General features: G+C 49.2%; 20 protein-coding genes. 1 reads left to right on the top strand and 19 read right to left on the bottom strand.

Annotated features, from left to right (window positions below):
- Nucleotides 1-126: a DUF3789 domain-containing protein gene (locus PG418_RS09735; RefSeq protein ID WP_117650589.1), complete on the bottom strand. Its 126-nt coding sequence runs from the start codon at nucleotides 124-126 to the stop codon at nucleotides 1-3.
- A gap of 65 nt (nucleotides 127-191) precedes the next feature.
- A complete protein-coding gene (locus PG418_RS09730; RefSeq protein ID WP_055158503.1) occupies nucleotides 192-701 on the bottom strand; it encodes an SLOG family protein in 510 nt (169 codons plus the stop codon).
- A 149-nt stretch (nucleotides 702-850) separates the two neighbouring features.
- Between PG418_RS09730 and PG418_RS09725 the strand changes: the two genes are divergently transcribed.
- Nucleotides 851-1,165 (top strand): helix-turn-helix domain-containing protein, encoded by a 315-nt coding sequence (locus tag PG418_RS09725; RefSeq protein ID WP_005361112.1) that lies wholly within the window; start codon nucleotides 851-853, stop codon nucleotides 1,163-1,165.
- Between the two features lie 119 nt (nucleotides 1,166-1,284).
- Here the strand turns inward: PG418_RS09725 and PG418_RS09720 are convergent, their stop codons facing one another.
- The 17 genes from PG418_RS09720 to PG418_RS09640 all read right to left on the bottom strand — a co-directional run bounded on the left by PG418_RS09720 (nucleotide 1,285) and on the right by PG418_RS09640 (nucleotide 19,951).
- On the bottom strand, nucleotides 1,285-1,698 hold the full coding sequence (locus PG418_RS09720) for a dUTP diphosphatase (RefSeq protein ID WP_005361111.1): 414 nt from the start codon (nucleotides 1,696-1,698) through the stop codon (nucleotides 1,285-1,287).
- Nucleotides 1,695-2,462 (bottom strand): FAD-dependent thymidylate synthase, encoded by a 768-nt coding sequence (locus PG418_RS09715; RefSeq protein WP_270614381.1) that lies wholly within the window; start codon nucleotides 2,460-2,462, stop codon nucleotides 1,695-1,697. Before PG418_RS09715 ends, PG418_RS09720 begins: the two co-directional genes overlap by 4 nt.
- Nucleotides 2,458-2,775 (bottom strand): hypothetical protein, encoded by a 318-nt coding sequence (locus tag PG418_RS09710; RefSeq protein ID WP_117650594.1) that lies wholly within the window; start codon nucleotides 2,773-2,775, stop codon nucleotides 2,458-2,460. Before PG418_RS09710 ends, PG418_RS09715 begins: the two co-directional genes overlap by 5 nt.
- A gap of 83 nt (nucleotides 2,776-2,858) precedes the next feature.
- On the bottom strand, nucleotides 2,859-3,857 hold the full coding sequence (locus PG418_RS09705; protein ID WP_055158508.1) for a nucleotidyl transferase AbiEii/AbiGii toxin family protein: 999 nt from the start codon (nucleotides 3,855-3,857) through the stop codon (nucleotides 2,859-2,861).
- Nucleotides 3,854-4,471, bottom strand: a complete 618-nt coding sequence (locus tag PG418_RS09700; protein WP_055158509.1) for a DUF6088 family protein — start codon at nucleotides 4,469-4,471, stop codon at nucleotides 3,854-3,856. The genes PG418_RS09705 and PG418_RS09700 overlap by 4 nt, the downstream gene beginning before the upstream one ends.
- 181 nt (nucleotides 4,472-4,652) lie before the next feature.
- On the bottom strand, nucleotides 4,653-5,135 hold the full coding sequence (locus tag PG418_RS09695) for a hypothetical protein (RefSeq protein ID WP_015542949.1): 483 nt from the start codon (nucleotides 5,133-5,135) through the stop codon (nucleotides 4,653-4,655).
- 62 nt (nucleotides 5,136-5,197) lie between these two features.
- Nucleotides 5,198-10,108 carry a class B sortase gene (srtB, locus tag PG418_RS09690; RefSeq protein ID WP_067536897.1) on the bottom strand — a complete coding sequence of 1,637 codons (4,911 nt, stop codon included), beginning with the start codon at nucleotides 10,106-10,108 and terminating at the stop codon, nucleotides 5,198-5,200.
- Between the two features lie 39 nt (nucleotides 10,109-10,147).
- A complete protein-coding gene (locus PG418_RS09685) occupies nucleotides 10,148-11,260 on the bottom strand; it encodes a DUF4366 domain-containing protein (RefSeq protein WP_055158513.1) in 1,113 nt (370 codons plus the stop codon).
- Nucleotides 11,250-11,495, bottom strand: a complete 246-nt coding sequence (locus tag PG418_RS09680; RefSeq protein WP_025577937.1) for a DUF4315 family protein — start codon at nucleotides 11,493-11,495, stop codon at nucleotides 11,250-11,252. The genes PG418_RS09685 and PG418_RS09680 overlap by 11 nt, the downstream gene beginning before the upstream one ends.
- A gap of 18 nt (nucleotides 11,496-11,513) precedes the next feature.
- Nucleotides 11,514-14,192 (bottom strand): CD1108 family mobile element protein, encoded by a 2,679-nt coding sequence (locus tag PG418_RS09675; RefSeq protein WP_118609720.1) that lies wholly within the window; start codon nucleotides 14,190-14,192, stop codon nucleotides 11,514-11,516.
- Between the two features lie 33 nt (nucleotides 14,193-14,225).
- Nucleotides 14,226-16,661 carry a VirB4-like conjugal transfer ATPase, CD1110 family gene (locus PG418_RS09670; protein ID WP_373130278.1) on the bottom strand — a complete coding sequence of 812 codons (2,436 nt, stop codon included), beginning with the start codon at nucleotides 16,659-16,661 and terminating at the stop codon, nucleotides 14,226-14,228.
- On the bottom strand, nucleotides 16,600-17,034 hold the full coding sequence (locus PG418_RS09665; RefSeq protein WP_005361092.1) for a PrgI family protein: 435 nt from the start codon (nucleotides 17,032-17,034) through the stop codon (nucleotides 16,600-16,602). Before PG418_RS09665 ends, PG418_RS09670 begins: the two co-directional genes overlap by 62 nt.
- 36 nt (nucleotides 17,035-17,070) lie before the next feature.
- On the bottom strand, nucleotides 17,071-17,811 hold the full coding sequence (locus PG418_RS09660; protein WP_235695189.1) for a hypothetical protein: 741 nt from the start codon (nucleotides 17,809-17,811) through the stop codon (nucleotides 17,071-17,073).
- Between the two features lie 2 nt (nucleotides 17,812-17,813).
- Nucleotides 17,814-18,371 carry an MT-A70 family methyltransferase gene (locus tag PG418_RS09655; protein ID WP_005361089.1) on the bottom strand — a complete coding sequence of 186 codons (558 nt, stop codon included), beginning with the start codon at nucleotides 18,369-18,371 and terminating at the stop codon, nucleotides 17,814-17,816.
- Nucleotides 18,371-18,823 (bottom strand): SpoVG family protein, encoded by a 453-nt coding sequence (locus tag PG418_RS09650; RefSeq protein WP_005361086.1) that lies wholly within the window; start codon nucleotides 18,821-18,823, stop codon nucleotides 18,371-18,373. The genes PG418_RS09655 and PG418_RS09650 overlap by 1 nt, the downstream gene beginning before the upstream one ends.
- Nucleotides 18,824-18,861: 38 nt before the next feature.
- Entirely contained in the window at nucleotides 18,862-19,725 is an 864-nt protein-coding gene (locus PG418_RS09645; protein ID WP_005361084.1) for a VirB6/TrbL-like conjugal transfer protein, CD1112 family, read from the bottom strand.
- Nucleotides 19,726-19,735: 10 nt separating this feature from the next.
- Nucleotides 19,736-19,951, bottom strand: a complete 216-nt coding sequence (locus PG418_RS09640; protein ID WP_005361081.1) for a Maff2 family mobile element protein — start codon at nucleotides 19,949-19,951, stop codon at nucleotides 19,736-19,738.
- Between the last annotated feature and the right edge of the window lie 103 nt (nucleotides 19,952-20,054).

Here is a 20,054-nt window from a genome sequence, read left to right as displayed (position 1 = left end):
TTATTCCTCCTTCATAGTTTCAAATTCTTTATCCGCAAGTTTTCCGGTTTGCATAAGACACATCAGCATAACGCCGGAAGCCATTCCTCCGGCAAAGGTAAGGAAATATGAAATCAGGTTCCACATAAGCATTCCTCCTAAAAATGGGTAAAGAAAAACGCCCACTTCAAAGTGAGCGCATCAATAGGTATCTATTTTGTTTTTGGTTTCAAGTGATCCGGCAGGACGATCTCTCCAACCGGGATTTCCCGCAGTTCCTTCTTCATCCGATGGGTGAAGCGGATCGTCTTTGCCGTACCGCCGGTTTCCCGTCCGTCATATACAGCGATCACTCGGTCGGAGTGCTCCACCATATAGCGGTTTCTGTGGGAGTAGACGCTTGGGAGATATTTTTCCTGTATGACAACAACATCCGCACAAGCCTCCAGCAGTTCACGGGTTCTTGTTTTCTTATTCAGGCTGTCCAGACGCTTGCGGTAAGGGATCACTGCGATCAGCTCCAGCGCCGGATTGGTCTGCTTTCTTTCCAACACCAGCTCTGCAAAATACTGATCCACGCCATCTGCAAAGCCACTCATAAAACAGGTGAATCCATCTGTAACGGCAGCATCGATCTCATGTTCCAAAGCGGCTTTTATTTTGTTAATCTCATTCTGCGGCAAATCCCTGTGTCCGGTAACACAGCAAGTCTTTCCTTTCATCGGTCATCCCTCCATCTGATAGGTAAAATTCTTCACTTTTCACATAGTAATAGATTTTATTTAGCAAGTCAACGATAATACCCTTTTTCTCTTTGCGGATAATAAAGGGGTGTAAGGTACAATCTATTACAGAATGGGAGGTGAAGGCGATGTATGAAGATTTTGTCCCGGAACGATTAGCGAAGCTGCGGACACAAAAAGGAGTTTCCGCACGCGATATGTCTTTATCGTTAGGTCAGGCAAACAACTACATCAATAATATTGAGAATAAAAAGTCACTTCCCGCTATGCAGTCTTTTTTCTACATCTGCGAATATCTGGGTGTGACTCCGCAGGAATTCTTTGATGAAGGAAATACTTACCCGGAAACCTTGAAGGAATTCATTGCAGAGGCAAGACAGCTTGATCCTCAATCCATGCAATATATCCTCGGTATTATGAAAGAACTCAATAGCAGAAAGTAAGCGGTCACGGTAATGGCCGCTTTTTTCGTGACTTTCTTTATTATATTTTATAATGTTCTCGAAATGTCCGCTCCCTATACCGATAAGTATTCAAAAACTGTTCTCCAAACAGCCTTTTTCTATTCGCCGGTACTGCCAAAGCTGCCGGTTCCTCGTTCTGTTCCCAGATCGGTTACAAAATCCGCAATGACGATCGGCGTGATCACAAGCTGCCCGATACGGGCTCCCTTAAAAAGAGACTGCGCCTGATTGCTTACATTGCTGATGATCGCATGGATCTCTCCACGGTAGCCGGAATCCACAGGTGGCAGTTCACAGACCAGACCTTTTACCGCCATACTGGTACGGGGAAAGATATATCCTGCATACCCATCCGGTATTTCCAGTCCAAAACCAAGAGGAATTTTGGCGATTTCTCCGGGCTGTAAGGTGCAGTCATAGGGCAGATAAACATCTGCCCCGGCATCATTGCCATGCGGACGGTAAGGACGCTGGTGCTCCGGTACGCCAAAGTCAATCAGTTTTATTTTCATCGGCAGCCTCCTTCCCAAAGAGCAGGATAGTCTTTTTCTAAAATATCCTTTGGCGTCATATCTGCCTGCAGTTTTCGTCCACAGGTCATTTTACCTTCCAGACATCGATCTATCTGACAGAAAGGCCCGGTCAGTGACGGGGCAAACAAAGCAGGGCTTAGTTCATAAAGTTCTTTCCAGACCTTTAGCAGCACGATCCTTGTTTCATCTGTATTTCTCCGGCATACCCGCTGGCTGATGATATGTTTCCACTGATAAGGGGTGGCGCTGATGAGCAGTACATTCCGTAATCCCTGGGGCGTGGCATAGCCGGCCGCATCGTGCCCACTTCCGGCAGTGCACAGGGCTTCATAACATTTCATGCTTTCATTACAGCTTTTTAAGTACAATTCCCGTACCACTGCCGGAGCCGTCATAATAGAATACGGGACAGCGAAATCCGCCTGTCCCGTATAGTTGCTGTACTGCAGCGATGCACTCATAAATTTTACTTCGTTCTGGTGGCGGGTGATCTGCGCCAGAAAACGCCTGCTGGCGCCGACAATGGCTACCGTGATCACCGCAAATTTCTGGATGGTAGGATGGGGAAGCGCCCCCATAGCTGCTACTGTCTGAACGCTGAATGATTTTTCGTAGAGCTCCATCAGGTCGTCCATTGAGGCAATCTTATGTCCCTGCTGGGTAAGTCTTGCCGCAAAGACCATGTTTTTTTCTGCTTCCGCTACCGCCTGGCAGTTCAAAATTTTTACTTCAATCTGTTTAATTGGTATGTCCCTCCTTTACAATCGCTTTCAGTAAGAACAGATAGTTAAGACTGTCTGTGATCTTTTCGTCCCATGTGTCCATCGGATAAACTGTTTCCTCGGCAAAGCACATATCGTACAGAGAAACAATATGCTTTGCCAGCATACCGGCAAGGGCACGCTGGGGCGTTGTATGCTGTAAAGCTGCCGCTGCCTTAAATGCAATCAGCCGGTCCGGGTCATCCCCGGTGTATTCTTTGGTTTTTCGTTTCAAGGTATCAGCACAGAGCCGTACCTGTTCGTCAAAAACGGCATTGACTTCATTTTGCGTAATATAGCATCCCTCCTTTGAAAACAAGAAACCGGCTATTCTAAAGCATCTTAGAATAGCCGGCAAATAAATGGATATGTAATTGTTTATAGTGTATTGATCTCTTTTTCCAGTTCCTGGACCGCTGCTATGACTGTCTCAAATGTCGGAATATCCCCATACAACATATCCTGCATAGAGTTATAGTCCGTTTCCAATGCTGCGAACCGATATTCCGGCGGGAGTAATTTTAATGTGCCCGGCACAGCCTCCGGGTACTTCGCCCATGCTCTGGGATAGAATTTCATTTTGAAATCTACAACTTTCTTCAGGAGATCCAGCCTGGAAAAAGCAGCTTCTTTGACCGGTGTTGCAGCCATGCGGTAGAGATCATAATAATGTCTGGAATACCGCTGCGGCATTTCCAAATGTTCCGGTCTGTTCGCTTCATGGTGCAGGATTGTGGCTTTTTCCCAGAAGGTCCGTTCCGGGGCAACGGTAAGGATTGCGGTTTCTTTTTGCTCAAAAATCTTCGGATAATATTTTGCCGCGTATGGTTCGATCAGCGCTGTTTTTGCAGGAGTCCACGCTGCCAGCGCACCAATCTCTAAACGGATCACCTGTAAAGTCGCCGTATTCGTAAAAAGGTGCGGATAGGCGAAAATGACCGTCTGTTTATCCTTTTCATCTATGTAGACATTTGCTTCACAACCGATTTCCTGGGATAAGCCGGCTTTGACTGCCGGGCAGAATGTTTCGGACAGAAATACCTCTGCACGCACATTGGCTTCTTTGTTAAAAGCATCCTGTTTTGTATTGGAACGTTTCTCCCATGGTTCATCTTTGCCATATCCCAATACACGCCAGTCCAGAATCAAATCAATATCTTCTGAAAACCGGCTGATCAGGTGAAAGGCTTTTGAAAGGCTGGTACCTCCCTTAAAGGTGATGGACTCTTTCCATGGTGAGCGGTGAAATAAATAATCCAGCGTAAAACATACCCAAAAGTCTTTTTCCACGATGGCATCATTCAGCCCCATTTTATCTGCTGTATTTCTGAACAGCTCCCTGCGGTCGTTATCTGAAAGTCTTGCTATATTTCTCATTGTACCTTTTCACCTCCACAAATCTGCCGTATCGTATCGTAAACCCAATCCGTAGACTCGGTTGCTTCCTTCAAACAAGCCTGTTTATCCTTGTCTGTCAGTTTTTCGGAAAGCATCTGTATGACTTCTGGCGTAACATTCGATCTGCCAAGCGTTTTTAATGCCTGTATAACCAAACTTGTCATATAGGACAATCCGGTAATCTCCTTATTGGTCCGGTGCTTAAATTCCAGCTTTGTAGAGTTCCACTCGTAGGTCTTATATGGACCATCGCTGATATAGGACCATACTGCTGTTACCTGTGTTGAAAGACCTAACAGGTTCAATGCTGTATTCCCACATGGGGCAATCGTCCAGTGATAACTTCGTGCCAATGCGTTCGCCACCGCTTCCGGGTCTGCCGCCACATATTCATCCAGAAGTTTGCTATATTTTGGTTTTTCATAAACTCCTTTCAAAATACGGCGCAATGTTCCTGATTGCACTAAACGGCTTAAACTTTGACGAATAGTGGATGTATCTGCAATATCCGCAAAATCAGACATCACAAAAACAGTTCCATCTTCAAGAGAAAGAACACGCTCTCGTATTCGTTTTGTATATCCGTTGTCCACAATACCGCCTCCCTTCATGTCACGAATATTATATATTATTCGTGACATGATTGCAATAGGTCCTATTCCTCTTATTTTGAGTGTTCCCATTAAAAATCTGATTTATACATCAAAAATCAAAAATTTTGCAAGGCAGTACAGTTTTCATATATGTCACATATTTTATATATTATTCGTGACATCAGGCAGTTGGCAGGTAGATCCAGTCGTGCATCAGGCACACGCTGGGTTCATCCTCCCTGGGAACCAGACGGTAGGTACATTCCCCATAGACCGTGCGTTTGTCCTCGATCTCCATGCCATAGGCTTTATAAAAGCGGTATTCCAGATTGGAGATAATACAGCGCAGGGTTTGCAGAGCCTCCCTTTGAGCTGATACGATCAGGTCACGGTCAATGCTGCGCTTCAAAAACAGCAGCGATTTGTAAAGCTGTACCTCTGTGCGGTAAGGGCGGCAGTCTTTCGTTTCCAGCCATCCGCAAAAAGCGACCGGTCCGCTCTGGATCACACTGCGGTCCGGGTGATAATACTCATAGCAGTCCAGGTTTGCCGTATTCAGAAGATAGAGCATTTCCCGGACTTCATTTTCCGGCATGTCGTAAAACCGCAAAAGCGAGCGGTAAAGATGGACATAGCCGGGAATGGAAATCATGGTATTTACCATAAAATAAAATCCTCCTTGTAAACAGCAGGTGCGGGAGCTTTTGCCCCCGCACCGTCTAAAATCTATATTTCGTTATCTACTTTCACGAGTTTTCCCATGACAAGAAAGCGTCCTGTGCCGCCCGGCGTACAGGTAGAAAGGGTCAGTACCTTATCGCTGCAGGTCACAGTCACATCACTTTCCACCGCAGAACGTTCCTTCATAGCTGTAAGCCAGGTAGTATAAGCACCGTCATCCTTCCAGGAAAGCTGCCAGGGAGAAGTTTTACTGCCGGATTCTTCCGGTTTTGCTGCAAATGCCGTAAAGATCTCCATGACATAACCCCCCTTCGGAGTAACGAGATACATCTGCCTGTGAGTATCAAAGTAACTTTGTTCATCGTACCGGTTCAGCAAGGCAAACATGGAACCATCCCGCATATTATGACCGTAAATGATCGTATTGCGGTCTGAAAAATCTGCCCGGTTTTCATAGTCGGCAAACAGGCAGCCAACCTTGTTATAGGTCCCGTCATAAAGATGGTTCAGGTAATACTCGTTGTTGTCGGTATGCGTCACCGGATAATTGAGCACCGTATCAGGAAGAGAAAGCCATCCGATGATGTCCGGTCCATTTTCACGGAGCGTTTCAAAGTCTACCGAAGGCAGGACAATATCGGCATCGTCCCGTTTTGGTTCTGTCGGATCGGGTGCCGACTCCGGGGAAGCTGTCTGCTCCGGTACTTCCACATATCCGGCAAGATCTCGATAGGCATCTTTACTCTCAGCATACTGGTTCAAGTCACGGAACACCAAAAAACCGCTGCCAAGAGCCACCAGAACGCAGAGTGAAAGGACAGAAACCCCGACAGCCGTTCTTTTCGGGGAAGTCCTGCTGTATTTTCCCTTTTTGAAATAATACACAGCAAATACGCTGCCACCGATCAGTACGGCTGCCAGCAGTCCGCCATACAGGAAAATATACGGATCATCCCCGGTCTGCGGTACCGGCTTTTGAGGGGTGGAAGGATTGGAGGGAACAGAAGGCTTTTCCGGGTTCTTTGGGTTATCCGGCTTTTCCGGTTTTTCATTAAAGAACTGGACTGTAGATGTCTGATCTGCCTTGATCTCCACCGTAGCGGCATCAGGAATGATGTAATCCTTGCTTGCCCGGTTTGCAACTTCTGTTACGGTATAAATACCGACACGAAGGCCCTTAACTTCAATCACGCCGGATTTTGGAGTGGTGAATGTCTCGCAGTAGGAGCCGTCCGCACTCTTAACCTCGATGGCAAAACCATCTTTGCGCCCGTCGCTGGAATCCTTTGTGATCTTTAAGTTGCCGCGGTAAGCCTCATTGGTAAACCCGTGCCCGGCTTCTCCATTTTCCACAACTGCGACCTGTCCATCTTCTGTGATGGAAAAATAGTAAGCGTTTGAGTCAGGCTGATAGCCCTCCGGCGCTTTGCTTTCTTTGATAAAGTAGCCGCCAGCCAGAAGGTTTTCCGCCGTATGATAGCCTGCATCGGTTTCTTTCAGCGTACCGATCTTTTGATCGTCAGGATCATATTCCTGGTTGGCGTTGGAATCCGCATACAGGTCGAACACTGCACCGGGCAGGAAGCGCAGGAAAGAATTCTTGTCTTTCTTATCCTCCTTTTCCACAGGGGACGGTTCCTCCACAGCTTCGGTTTTAGTTACCTGCACACTGCCGCGGATCAGGGTGTTTTCCACACGGATCTCGATATGCTGTCCGTCTGCACCGATATATACATGGTGCTGCTGCGGGCTTACCGTATAAAGGTCAGGGGCAGAGATCTCCTTGACGATCCAGTGTCCGTAAGGAATGTTCTCAAAGGAAAAACTGCCGTCTTTTCCGGTAATAGCAGTAAGCAGCGCATTTTCTTCAGTAAATTCTTCGGTATCAGGTCTAAACAGACCCATGAGCGCACCGGCAAGCGTGACATCCTCGCCGCCTTCCGGGTTTTCCCCGACTTTTACACCGTCTACACGCCCACGGAGAAGTTCATTGGAAACAGCCTCGCCTTCATTGACAAGGATCTGTACCAGGGCGGTTTCCTGACCAGCATACTCAAAGACAACCGGATATTCCTGATCCGAAAGGATATAGGCGCCGTTGGTTGTGCGTTCCTTGACATAATAGCTGCCAAAAGGCAGGTCGGAAGCGAAGGAAGCGCTGTAACCGCCGGATTCCTCAGACGAAACAGAGACCACTTCCAGAAGTCCACCTGCCGGGATTACGCTGCCATCTGCCGCCGTCAGGTCTGCGGAAGCATAAAGTCCAAAGGAAATATCCTTATATTCCTCGTTCATGCCAAGACCGAACAGGTCATCGGTCTCCATTGCCTTGAAAAGTGTGACATCCACTTTCTGGCGTTCGTCATAAAGACCGGCCGCTGTCTGTGTAACCTCTATGGTCTCACCCGCATAGGTCAGTTCCACATATTCCGGTTGAGGATTCAACACACAGCCGGAAGGCGCCTGACGTTCCTCCAGACGATAACGGCCAAGATAGAGAGACCCGCTTTTCGCTGTGCCGTCCTCGCCGGTCGTAAGTGTTTCCACAACCGTATCTTTTTCTGCCCGCAAGGTACCGTCACCGGTATAAATATCTTCATCTGCGATCACATCATAGACCGCTCCAGGAAGTCCGGCAACCTCATATACCGGTTGGTACAGTCCGTCGTTTTCCTGGACAGAAGCAAATACTTCTCCGGTCTTTGTGATGGTAAGCTGGCCTTTCTGCGGCATATTGTACTGCGTGACCGTCACAACCGCCTCGCTGCCGTCAATGGTAAACGGTACCGGCTGGTCGGAAAGCACATAGCCGTAAGGAGCAGCTACCTCATAAAGTTCATAATCCCCGGCGGCCAAAGGCTCCGGCAGCATCAGCCAGCCCTCGTCAGAAACATAGAAGGTATTCAGTGTTTCCGGGTTCGGATAGTAGACGGTCTGGGTGATAAATTCCCCGGTGGAAAGATCCTTGATCTGAAAACCGGTTCCGGTCACAGGGATAATCTTTCCGGTCTCTGCGTCACATTTTTCAACTTTCAGACGGGCTGTGATGGTGCGGTTGTTCAGGATATAGCTGTAAGTCTTTCCGTCAGAGGAAATGAATACCGTAAAGTCCGGGACAAAGGCTTTGCCTTCCTCGCCTGCGATTTGATGGACCGTATAATGCCCATACGGAAGCGGTTTACTGGAAGCAAAACCATCCGCATCCGTGGTAAGAAGGTCGCGTTCACTTTCCTTTGCCGCGTCATAGCTTCCGGCTGCCTTTAAGTAAATTTCAAAGACTGCGCCTGCTTCCGGGCGTTCGATGATACCGGCATTGGGATCGTCGGTATTTTCGCCCTCAGGCACATCCGGGTCCAGGTCATCGGTGTGCTTGACAAGCTGGATATTTCCGTAAATAACCGTTTCCGTCACCTGATTTTCTGTGGTATTGAGTTCCACTTCATACAGGGAAGGGGATGCACCCACTTCATAAACGGTTTCATTCAGAAGATACCCGGTGCTCGGTTCGATCTCCCGGATCGTCCAGTTATCCCCGCACACATAATAGCGAGTCATAAAGCTGCCATCCGGCCCGGTAGTATAAGTGTCGATCAGTTCGCCATCACGGAAGATCCCATAGGTCGCCCCTGCAAGCGTGGCGTCCCCCTGGGCATTTCCGGTATCAGCGTCGCTCTTTACCACATGGACGCGGAACTTCTTCAGGATATTGCTGAAATGTACCGAAGAAGTTTGCCCGCTTTCAATGGTCACGTACTGTGCGGAAGGGGTCACATAGCGGTCCACCGGCAGCTCTTTTACCAGATAGGTTCCCGGCAGGAGCTTCTTTTCAATCTGGCCGTTTTCTCCGGTCGTGACTTCCTCATTGACTTCATTTCCCAAAATGTCCGTACCGGAAATATGGAAGGTGATACCGGAAACAATGCCGTCCTCACTGGTCTTGACAAGTTTTGCAGTACCGTAAGTTTCCGTTTTGATCTTTACAAAGAAGGAAACCGGATCGCTGGCGCCGGTCATCATGGTCTGGTAGCCTGGTCTGCCCCAGATCAGCATGTCATTTGCCACCGGGATATTCTTTCGGAATTCAAACAGCACCGGGTCCATCATCATCTGCCTGCTGGTAAAGGTGTATTCATTTCCGTTTCTTGTCACAGAAACGCCGCTGCCTTTCAAAGCCTCCAGGTCGATCTTCAAGTTGTTGGTATCTGTGACCGTCAGGGTATAGACCTTTTTTTCTACATCCCATTTCAGTTCCAGTTCCGGTGCTTCGCTTTTCTTAGAAGAAGTAAAGGAAGGGACTGTGGAATGGGAAGCGACCTGTGCCAGAATCCAGTCATAGGCTTTTTCAGCCGGTCGTCCGGCGATCACGCTGAAATACTGGTCACCATCTGCGTGGCCGTTTCCGTGGCGGTTGTACGGATCGCTTCTAAGCTGCTGCTGGTATTCCCAAAGGATGATCTGGGTTGCCATCTTATAGTCATCCTCGTTGATCCCGGAAACAGGGAGCGTCGCACCGGGTTTCCAGCCATAGATCGCAGTCAGGGTGATCCCCCTCCTTGCCTCGGCAGGAAGCAGGTTCAGGTATTGGCTGTTGGTCCCGCTTTCTGAAACATAGGTGTTTTCCGAAGTATGGTAAGGAATCCCGCTCTCCACACAGTAAACCTGATGGCTGATCCCGTCAGAATCCGTCAGCATATAGTGCCGGTAAGCATTGCCCCCGGAACTGGTGTGTACGTCGATGGTTCCGTCTGCATGGTAGGCAAGATAGGTGTAAGGTGCCGGGGCGCGGTAGTGGTTTCCATCAGAGCCCACATACTGGTCGCCCAGCCAGGAGCTTGCCGTTTGTCCGACAGACATGGCAAAAGCCTGAGCCGGAAGAAGCCCCAAAATGCTTGCCATACAAAGCAAAAACGCCAACAGCTTGCGAAAGCCGCGGCGCCTGGTTATGATATGTTCCATGAAAAAATCCTCACTTTCATAAAATCTAAAAGGACAGCCTTATTTGCTGTCCTTGTCGTCAAAATCATCCTCGGAAAGATATTCCGGTTCCCCGTATGCCTCATCCGGGTCAAAGCCTTCTCCATAACCGTCATCCTCAAATTCCGCATCGTCCTCGGCCTGCTGTTTCGGACGCACGATTTTTACATAGTAACCGATCCCGCCGACCGCAAGTAAGGCAGCAAGGATAAACAGGATCGTGCCGACACTGCCGGTCTCTTTCTTCGGCTTTTCCGGTTCAGCCGGTTTTTCGGTTTCCGTCGGCTTTTCTTTTCCTTTGCAGCCACTCAAGTCATTTTTGCAGACCGGACAGCCGGTATTGACTTTTCCTGCCTCACATTTTTCGGTGCAGTTGCAGCTTTCTTCCTGGGGAATCATGCTCATGCTGCCATTGTTCTTTTCTGCAAGCGCCATCAGGTCGGACTCTGTGACGCCGTTTAAGAAGTAGACATTGTTATCTTCCCGTTTCCCGTCGATCACCAGATAAAAGACATTGCCCGCGTCCGTAGTGATGGTGTAAAACTGTTTTTCCCCATCCGTACCGCTGATGTTGTCCTGTACCGTTCCGGTGCCTTCCGGGGTAAATGCACCTTCCGGGATCGCAGAAGTATTTTCCTGCTGTCCGGTACTGTTATCTGAACCGGAAGAATTTCCGCCGCCGGAAGGGGTTGCAGCGTTTGAGCCGGAAGGTTTTTCTTCCTTAGGCGGTTTTGTCTGTGTACCGGACGGACTCTGGGGTGCTGCCGCAGCAGGTTTCTTTTCAGGAGCCGGTTCTTTGTAATACGGATTATCCAGCTTTACCACATCAGAACGGTTGCCGGCATAATCTTTTGCGTATATGCTTACCTGTTTTTCTGTTCCTGCATAATCTTTTAGTGCAACCGACGCTTTCCCATCGGTGAGGGAGTTGATACGGTTTTCATCAACAAAGACCGCCTCCACGCCGGATAGATCGTCACTGCTTTCTATTTTCAGGGCATCGCCCTCCAGGGAAGCAGTCAGCGTTGGCGGTGTGGTGTCTTTGGAACCGCCGGCATGAGCCGTTACAGGTAATGCGCTGACACTTACAAGAAGCGTAAGCGCCAGCAGCAGGGAAAGTTTTTTAAGCCTCATGCACATCCTCCTTCTCCTGCGGTAAAACAGTTTCCGAAGGGGCTGCCTGCTGTGATTTCAAAAAATCCGCAAGCTGCTGGGGCGTCAGTTTGAAACTGCGCGCCACCGCCACATAATCGGTATTTTCCAGTTCTGTTTTCTGTTCCTCCAGCTTATGGAGCTTTGCCTGCATTTCCGCAATCTTTGTTTTGGTCTTTTCAATTTCCTTTTCCAGTTTTTCAATTTTAGGATTCAATTTATTACCTCCAATCTGTTAAGGCAGACGCCCAAATGTATAAAAATGCTGCTGCCAGTAGCTTGTATTGATGTTTGCATAAGAAATCGGGTCTCCACAGTGGATCATCATTCCATTTCCCACATAGATCCCTACATGGCTTGCGCCGCTGGTGTTGTAGGTCCCCTGGAAGAAGATCAGGTCGCCCGGTTTTGCATCCGCACTTGATACCGGCGTACATACACCTAAAAGACCATCCGCGGTCAGCCTTCCGAAATTCCAGCCAACGCCGCAGTTGTTGATCACCCAGGACACATAGCCGGAACAGTCAAAGGAAGTGGAAGGGCTTGCGCCTCCCCATACATACGGATAGCCAAGATATTTTTCCGCCTCGGCCATCATTGCGGCAAACTGTTCATCCGCAAGGGCTTCCGGTGGAATGTCATAATCGAAGTAGTTTCCTGTGCCGCCTGAACCAACTTCCGGCAGGTGCCGTTCGCTGGTATCGCCGGTATCGGCAAAATACAGGGGATTCAAATACTGGCCGTCAACCAGGACTTCTAAGTGCAGGTGGGCCCCGGTAGAATTTCCGGTATTCCCGACCTTTGCAATCACATCCCCGGCTTTGACCTCCTGCCCGGCAGAAACAAGGATCTGGGAACAGTGCCCGTATTTGGTCGTCAGGGTATGTCCTTCGTATGCCTCGCCTTCAATAGCGACACACAAGCCATAACCGCCGACATTTCCCGCAAGGGTGACCGTTCCGTCATGCCCGGCAAGGATCTCTGTGCCCTCCGGCATCCCGATGTCCACACCGGTGTGATAGTTCTTTTCCCCACTGATGGGATGTACCCGGTAGCCGTAATAACTGGTCACATAAGGGAGCCAGTTGGTGCCAAAGACATTTTTGACATACTGGCGGTTTCCTTTTGTCTGCAGCAGGATCTCGCAGATCTCTTTCTGGTCTGCGTTCATCCGGGAAACGACCAGGTTTTCCAGAGGTATAACCGTGAGCTTGACATTTAAGATGCGCCATTCATAAGGCACTTCCTCCTGGGTTTCTTCCCCGGTTTCCGGATCAACGGAAGTTTCGGTGCGGTAACGGATCTCGGTTTCTTCTGAAAAGGACAGGGTATATTGTTCCTGGAAAAGCTGCCGCAGCACGCTTTCCACTTCATCGTAAGTAAATCCCTGATAAGCAGAAGTCAGATACCCCATCAGCACATACGGGTCATGCTCGATTGCGCCCAGGTTATACTGGTATTCGTCATAGCCGGGGCGGTCTGATTCCACCCGGTCTATTTCCATTTGCAGATCCGTTTCCCATTCGGTATAGGTAAGCTCCGCCTGGTTGATGTCCTGATCATCTGCAAGATAGGTAGAAGCAGCCAGACTTCCCAAACCGCCGGTCCCGATATTGGAGAACGTGGAAAACAGGGATGTGATCAGGAAAATTACCAAAAGGAGAAGCAGGAGGACAAGGCAGATTACAGGGTGCCGTTTGACCGCATGGACAATACCGACGCTGACCCTCTCTGTTGTGACTGCGGCATTTTTTGCCTGTTTCCCGGCTTCACGGGCAGCCTTGGCATACTGCCTTTTCAGTTTTTGTTTCTGCCATATCCGGGCAATCGCATGTTTCTTCAGCTCCGGGTGGTCGCTAAGAGCCTGCCGGTAAGCAAGTCTTGCGTTGGCCTTTGCTGATTTTTGCTGTAATTTCGCTGCCTTTCGGTAGGGGGCAGTTTTATGCCGGTGATATGCCGTGCGAAGCCCTGCCTCGCCCACAAGTTCAGAGCGGTGGGATGCCTTGATCCCCACATTTTCATCCTCTGCCTCATAAATCTTTTTATGGGCGTAACCAATGGCAGTATTGGCGCCCGCCTTGACCGGACGCAGTGGTACAGGCCCTTTTACATGGGCCTTTTGTGATTTGACCTCCTTTTCAAATTTTAAGTGTTTTTTGGCTTTTCCGGTCTCCGGGTCGGAAACCGTCTCCATGCGCAGTTTCTTCCGGGCCGGCAGACGATTTTGTGCCTGCTCTGCTTTTTGTGCAGTACGTTCGGCCTTCCGCCTTGCATGGGTGAGCTTTTTATCCTCTGTCTGCGGCGGCAGTTCATCCGCAGTAAATTCCAGCTTGGATGTTTTTGGCGGTTCGCTATCCACACCCTTTTCCTTCTGCGCTGCCTGTTCCTCCGCCTGTGCCGCTTCCTGAAAACGCTGTTGATATTTGTTCCCATGCTGATGTGTCCGGTAACGGTGTTCCTGACTGGATCTGTCTGTGCTGTCCGGTGTGGCTGAGCCTTCGGAAGAAGGAGCATATTTTCCGGTATCATGGTCTGTCGCATTCTCTGTTACAAGAAAACGTCTGGAAGCCTCCTGCCGGAAATTGCTTCGCACGTTGTCCTGTATCGGGGGCGCTGTCCTGGCAGCATCCGGTGTCTCAAAGTGTTCCGAAAAACCATCCAAAGCGGTTGCATACGCTTCGCCCTGTTCCAACAAGGACTCCGGTGTTTCCGGTGACAGATGGGAAAATTCCGTCTGTACAGGGATGTCCTGCCTGTGTGTCTTGCCGTTGACAGAAGAAGGGGTGTCCCGTGCCCTGCGCAGGTCAAAATCCTGTTCGGTCTGCCTGGCTGCCGGCTGATCCTCCCCGTGGGAATCACGCACCGGCATCCGGGTATCTTTACGCTTCCTTTGAAATTCCCTGTCGTGTGCCATTGTTCTCACCTCCGATCCATTTTAATTTTTGCCTCATGCTTTGGTCCCCGCCACTTCATCCGGTCTTGTGGTAAGCACGCTGTACAAGAGTGTGTCCTTCGGGAAGTGGTCCACAAAGGGGATGATCACATTTCCAAAGAACAAAAGCCCCTCGCCGGGACCGGAATGGGTCACATACGAAAGCTGGTGCGGGGAGATCCCCAACTGCTTTGCCAAAATCTGACGGTCTCCCTGGGCCTGGTTGAGCATATAGATAAAGTCCGAGTTCTCAAAAATATTTTCGATCTCACGGGAAGCCAGAAGGTCCTTGACATTCTGCGTTAAACCTGATGGGATTCCGCCCCATTTACGGAAGCGTTTCCAGATCTCCACGCTGAAACTTCCTGTCTGCCCTTTCAAAAGAAGATGGAATTCGTCGATATAGAACCAGGTTGTTTTATGTTTGGAGCGATTGGCCGTGACACGGTTCCACACCGCATCCTGCATGATCAAAAGCCCGATTTCCTTTAAGGCTTTTCCCAGTGACTTAAGCTGGAAACACAGTACCCGGTGTTGATCCATCTGGATATTGGAACGGTGGTTGAACACGTTAAGGGAACCATTGACATAGATTTCCAGTGCCGTTGCGATATTCTGTGCTTCCGGTTCAGACTGTTTCAAAAGCAGCTCGTAAAGATCGCCTAAGATCGGCATATTTTCCGGGCATGGGTTCTGCAGGTATTCCCGGTACACCAGTCTGGTACAACGGTCGATGATCGTCCTTTCAATAGGGGAAAGCCCTTCTTTGCCGCCGATGATAAGGTCGCACAGCGACAGGATAAAATCACTTTTCAAAGTAATTGGGTTTTCATCATCGGAATAGTCCAGATTGATGTCCATCGGGTTGATGTAGTTCGTGGAAGTAGGAGAAATATCAATGACCTGCCCCTGGGAACCGAACTGCTGTACCAGCGGCCCATACTCATTTTCCGGGTCAGCGATAATGATGTCGTCCTCCGTCAGAAGAAACACATTGACGATCTCACGCTTGGCAGAGAAAGATTTACCGCTTCCTGGGGTACCGAGAAACAGCCCATTGGGATTTTTCAGCGTTTTTCTGTTCGCCATGATCAGGTTATTGGAAAGGGCGTTCAGACCGTAATACAACGCCTCGCCCTCCTGGAACAATTCACAGGTGGTAAACGGTACAAAGATCGCTGTGCTGCTGGTCGTAAGCCCGCGCTCAATTTCAATCTGGTTCGTGCCAAGAGCAAGCGAGGACATAAGCCCCTGTTCCTGTTGGTAATCCAGCCGTTTTAAGGCACAGTTGTATTTCTGTGCCACACCCGAAGCGGCAAAAATATCATTAAACAGCTTCTGACGTTTGGCAGCGATATTTTCCACCAGTACCGTCACAAGGAACATGCGCTCATTGCGGCTCTGTAAATCCTGCAAAAGATTTTTGGCTTCCTCTCCATAGGTGGCAAGGTCGGTGGGAATGATGTCCATGTCATACCCGGATCGGACCGCTTTCTTTTGTTCCTCAATGGTCATTTTCTGCAGGTCCGACATTTTACGCTTGATGTTTCGGATCGCCTGCGCCTGGTCGATAGACTGGATATGCAGGTTGACGGTCACGGCGTCGTTTAAGTCAAGAAGATCCGCTAAAAGCCGGTCGGTAAGCTCCGGCGCCAAAATCTGCAAAAAGGAGACAGCACCGGAATGGTCGCCTACCCGGAATGTCTTTCCATCCTTTGAAAAAGACAGCCCGGATGGGGAAATGAAGTCTTTGGTAGAAAGACCAGTCTTAGGCAGATCCGACCACTGGAAATGAAACTTTTCCTGACCGTCCGGGTGAAGCTGGCTGTGAAGAAGTTCCAGACGTTCCAGTCCGTTTAAGGATCTCGCCTGAACTCCCAGGGTCTTGAAATTTGCCAGCACATCCGTTTCAATGCGTTCCAGACGCATTTTCGCAGTACGCAGGTCATCTGCCTCGATTCCAAAGGTAATGTATTTGCGTTTGGTGAGACCGTTATTTCCTTTCTGCAACTGGTTCTTTAACATATCCCCGTATTCCCTGCGGATTCCGTCATACTCGTCGCCGCGGGGAGGGATGTCAATGCTTCTGGTAAAATCCTGCATATTGGCCCGCTGGTTGATAAAGGTAAGCTGCACATGGATCGAGGCATCGAAGTAATTTAAGAAATCGCAGTAACCCTCGAAGATCTGTGCTTTATCATCTGCCTGTGCAAGCTGATAGTTAATATCAAAAAACTGCACCGTTTTGGTGTAAAGGGTATCAGTCAGCCGGCAGATCCCATCCCGGTACATTTCACGGTAGGGGATGCTCTGCTGGACCGTCTGCGGGGCATCTGCTTTCAGCCCGGCAAAAAAGCCGCCTTTTTTAGACGGCTTGGAACGGGCAGACTTAGTTTTGCCCTGCTTTGCATCGGCTCTGGTCTTTTTGGCCTGCCTGATATTTTTTTGCAGACGCTTTTCCTGAGCTTCCTGCTGCTTGTTTTTTGGCAATCTTTGTAACCTCCTTCTTTGACATAGATTTATACAGGTTATCCGTCCTGTATGGACGGTCCTTCGGCCAGAGCTTATAACGGAGCCGGTTCTTCAAGATCTTTTCTGCCGGCTGCCCGTCACGCTCATACATGGCGAAGAAGAAAAAGGGCATCATCAGCCCGATCATCAAAAGTACAGCCGCCGAATTGCCGATCGCCCCGCGGGTAAAGAAATACACCGGAAGGCCGACAAGTCCGGCAAGGCTGAAACAAATAAGCTGGCGCTTCGTCAGATTGAAGGCCAGCTTAGTCTTAACTTTGGTTAAATCCTTTGGTACAGGTACATAAGGCATCTATACACCTCCCATCGTAATATAATTTCCGGCCCATTACCGTGCACCGAAATCGCGTACCGGTTTCTCCGCAGCCGGACATTCCCGCACTTCCTGAGCCGCATTTTGCAGCCGTGCCAGGACAGAAACAGCCGGCTCTCTCTGACACAGGTATTCCTGGCTGTCTCGGATTCCGGCAATATTTTCCCGAATATCCATATCCACGTCGAACACATCTGAAACCGGCATAAGCCAACGGTCTGCAAAGTATTTCAAAGGATTCTCAAGCGCCAGCACATCATCCAGCATTTCATCCCTGAACTCAAACTTTGTTGTCAGATAGGAATACGCCTCCTGCATGGCTGTAATTTCAGCAGCTTTTTCAATTAAGGATTCCTTATCTCTTGACATAAGGCTTTCCCTGTAAGCAAAGTAATTCTGTCCCAGCCGTTTCATCAGGAGCGTATATTTGTCCTGTGCGGAAGGTTCGCTTGTGAAATGTTCAAATTTTTGCTCTGCATCAATTTCTTTGAGAAGATCGCAGATCGGGAAACTGTGTTCATGGTTATTTTCTTCCCAGCACCATCGGGCTACATCCAACGGGTCCTGAAAAGAAAGAAGTGCCTCTACTTCCGCCGGAGTAAATACATGCTCAACCTTCAGATAATAGTGGAGTTCCGAAAATCCCTGCAACTCGTAAATGCTGCCGATGTTCTGTGCATCCAGCATATCCGCATGAACCTTCAAACACTCGTCCAGCCGTTCCATAAGCAGCCGCTTTGCATCTTGTTCTATCAAAATCACCCCTTTCGCTCCGGCATAGTCAGCGTACAGTTCACTTCATTGCCCCATACATCCCAGCCGGGAGTCTTTTGTCTTGCAAACAGTTCCACTCTGGGCTGATCGCCCATGAGTTTTACGATCTTATCCCGCACCTCGTCCGGTTTCTTGCTGTGCTGCTCAATATGGGAGATCACAAACTGATGGATTCCCGCACACTGGCGTTTCGGACGGCCTCTGGTTGCCAGCAGGCAGACCTCCGCGTTTGAGCGGGTCCAAAAGCCCATGCCATAAAACCAGCTATCCGCTTTCCGGTTCTGTTTGAGCCATAGAAAAGCCAGCGTTTTATATTTGAACCCCCAGGCGTCGATCACCCGGAAGGCTTCATTAAGCTGCGGAAAGGTTGCCCACAGAAAGAGGGCGCTGTCTTTTGCGGCAAGTTCCGATACCGGCAGGGCACAGATTTCTTCAATGCTCATTGTGGGGTAATGGTTTTCCGCAACGCCGCTTCCATGTTTCCTGTCATAATGCCAGGGCGGATCGGCATAGATAATGCCGTACTGTTTCGTTTCCGGCATTAGCGAGCCTGCTCATTCTTAGATGGGGCAGGTTTAGTCGGCTGTTCTTTGACCTTACCGGCATTTTCCTTCAATGTACCGGTCAGGGAAGGTTTTTCCGCAGCTCCCTTTGTCGCTTCAAGAGTCGCCTGCAAATTTTCAATAGCCTGGCCGTACCCATCAATGAGAGCATCGTTGAGCTGCTTGCGGAACTCTGCCGTAACCGGCCAGCAGACATCTTTCCAGTTGCCGCCCTTATCCTGGGTTGCGGGCATATTGACATACAGCCCCTTTTCACTGGAACAGATACGGAAACCGTCAATCTTAAAGCATCCGCCAATCGTAACATTGGCAAACGCCAGCAGGTTTCCCATTGGAGCAATCGGACGCACGCGGACATCCAGCTTCATGCCGTTTGCCATTTCCGGCGTCTGTGTTTCCGGCGCCATTTTTTCTGTATTGGTTTTACTCATATATAAAATCCTCCTTTTTAGAATTGGTTTTGTTCATGCTATCTTGCATTAAATATGGATTTGGATAACGAACCTGTCTTAAACAGGGCAAAAGCCAGCAGTACCGTATAACCCGCCGTTCCCCAGATCGCGCCGTGCACGTCGCCGGACGATGGGATAGACTGGACCAGCACTGCATAAATGGCAACACAGATCAGGATCAAAAAACCCTGAAAACCCAGGGCAAAAAGGGAACGCAGATACCCGGTTCCCATTTGTCCCCATTCCCGGTTTGCCATTGTGGAAAACGGGATCGGTGCAAGGCTCACGGTTAAATAAATCTCGATCATACGGCCATATACAATGACAAAGATCACGATGGACAGTACCCACATACACAGATTGATGATGTTGGTTTCCAGCCACAATCCAATCAGTTCCCACATTCCCATTGCTTCAAGCTGGGTTTCCAGGTCAGACAATGCCGCCTGCACATCCAGGTTCCCGTTTATGACACCGGCACTTTGCGACACCACATTTTGGGCCACATCAAAGACCGCCATCACAATCGTAAAACAGTTGGTGAGCAGGTAAGTGGCAACAAAAGTCTTGAAAATCCACTTGAAGATGTTGAATGTATCGAATTCGTGCATGTTGTTCTTTTCGAGAATCATCTGGATCAGTTCATACACCAGAACAAAGGTAAGGATCATGCCCGCAATGGGAATGACGACGGTTTCCGAAAGATTCTGGATCATGGAAAACACGCCGCCATTCCAGCCCTGCGGGGTCTGTCCTACCTGATTTGCCACATCCGCAACCTGGTTGTTGACGGAGTTGAAAATACTGGTGTACTGTCCGGTGATCGCATCGATCAGGCCCTCTTTAATCCAGTCTGTTATCCATTCAAACAGACTGCCCATAAGTCAGCCCTTAACCGAACAGGCCGGAAAGCAGCGGGATCAGCGTTGCACCAACCAGAGCGATACCTCCGCCTGCCATAAGCTGCTTGATCCCCTGGGATTTTGCACCTGGGTTATCATTTCCGTAACCTTCGAGAAGGTTTACAACACCCCATGCGCCCAGACCTGCGCCCAGGGCGATCACAAGGATCTTCAAAGTATCAATCGCGCTTGCAAAAAATGCCATAATGTTCCTCCTTTAATTTCAGAAATTTTAATTTGTGATATGGCCGTATCAGGCCGGAAACAAAAAAAGCCGCCGCACTGTTTTTAGAAAAAATCTGTTTCAA

It is taken from the genome of Bariatricus sp. TF06-38A (genome assembly GCF_027690675.1).
Classification (GTDB): Bacteria; Bacillota; Clostridia; order Lachnospirales; family Lachnospiraceae; genus Allocoprococcus; species Allocoprococcus comes.
Note: the sequence above shows the minus strand (reverse complement) of the source record. Positions and strands in the feature narration are given on the sequence as shown.

What these genes read in the sequence shown, in the direction of transcription:
- PG418_RS09735 (WP_117650589.1), bottom strand. Translation starts at nt 126, where the DNA reads ATGTGGAACCTGATTTCATATTTCCTTACCTTTGCCGGAGGAATGGCT.
- PG418_RS09730 (WP_055158503.1), bottom strand. Translation starts at nt 701, where the DNA reads ATGAAAGGAAAGACTTGCTGTGTTACCGGACACAGGGATTTGCCGCAG.
- PG418_RS09725 (WP_005361112.1), top strand. Translation starts at nt 851, where the DNA reads ATGTATGAAGATTTTGTCCCGGAACGATTAGCGAAGCTGCGGACACAA.
- PG418_RS09720 (WP_005361111.1), bottom strand. Translation starts at nt 1,698, where the DNA reads ATGAAAATAAAACTGATTGACTTTGGCGTACCGGAGCACCAGCGTCCT.
- PG418_RS09705 (WP_055158508.1), bottom strand. Translation starts at nt 3,857, where the DNA reads ATGAGAAATATAGCAAGACTTTCAGATAACGACCGCAGGGAGCTGTTC.
- PG418_RS09695 (WP_015542949.1), bottom strand. Translation starts at nt 5,135, where the DNA reads ATGGTAAATACCATGATTTCCATTCCCGGCTATGTCCATCTTTACCGC.
- srtB (WP_067536897.1), bottom strand. Translation starts at nt 10,108, where the DNA reads ATGGAACATATCATAACCAGGCGCCGCGGCTTTCGCAAGCTGTTGGCG.
- PG418_RS09685 (WP_055158513.1), bottom strand. Translation starts at nt 11,260, where the DNA reads ATGAGGCTTAAAAAACTTTCCCTGCTGCTGGCGCTTACGCTTCTTGTA.
- PG418_RS09675 (WP_118609720.1), bottom strand. Translation starts at nt 14,192, where the DNA reads ATGGCACACGACAGGGAATTTCAAAGGAAGCGTAAAGATACCCGGATG.
- PG418_RS09665 (WP_005361092.1), bottom strand. Translation starts at nt 17,034, where the DNA reads ATGCCTTATGTACCTGTACCAAAGGATTTAACCAAAGTTAAGACTAAG.
- PG418_RS09655 (WP_005361089.1), bottom strand. Translation starts at nt 18,371, where the DNA reads ATGCCGGAAACGAAACAGTACGGCATTATCTATGCCGATCCGCCCTGG.
- PG418_RS09650 (WP_005361086.1), bottom strand. Translation starts at nt 18,823, where the DNA reads ATGAGTAAAACCAATACAGAAAAAATGGCGCCGGAAACACAGACGCCG.
- PG418_RS09645 (WP_005361084.1), bottom strand. Translation starts at nt 19,725, where the DNA reads ATGGGCAGTCTGTTTGAATGGATAACAGACTGGATTAAAGAGGGCCTG.
- PG418_RS09640 (WP_005361081.1), bottom strand. Translation starts at nt 19,951, where the DNA reads ATGGCATTTTTTGCAAGCGCGATTGATACTTTGAAGATCCTTGTGATC.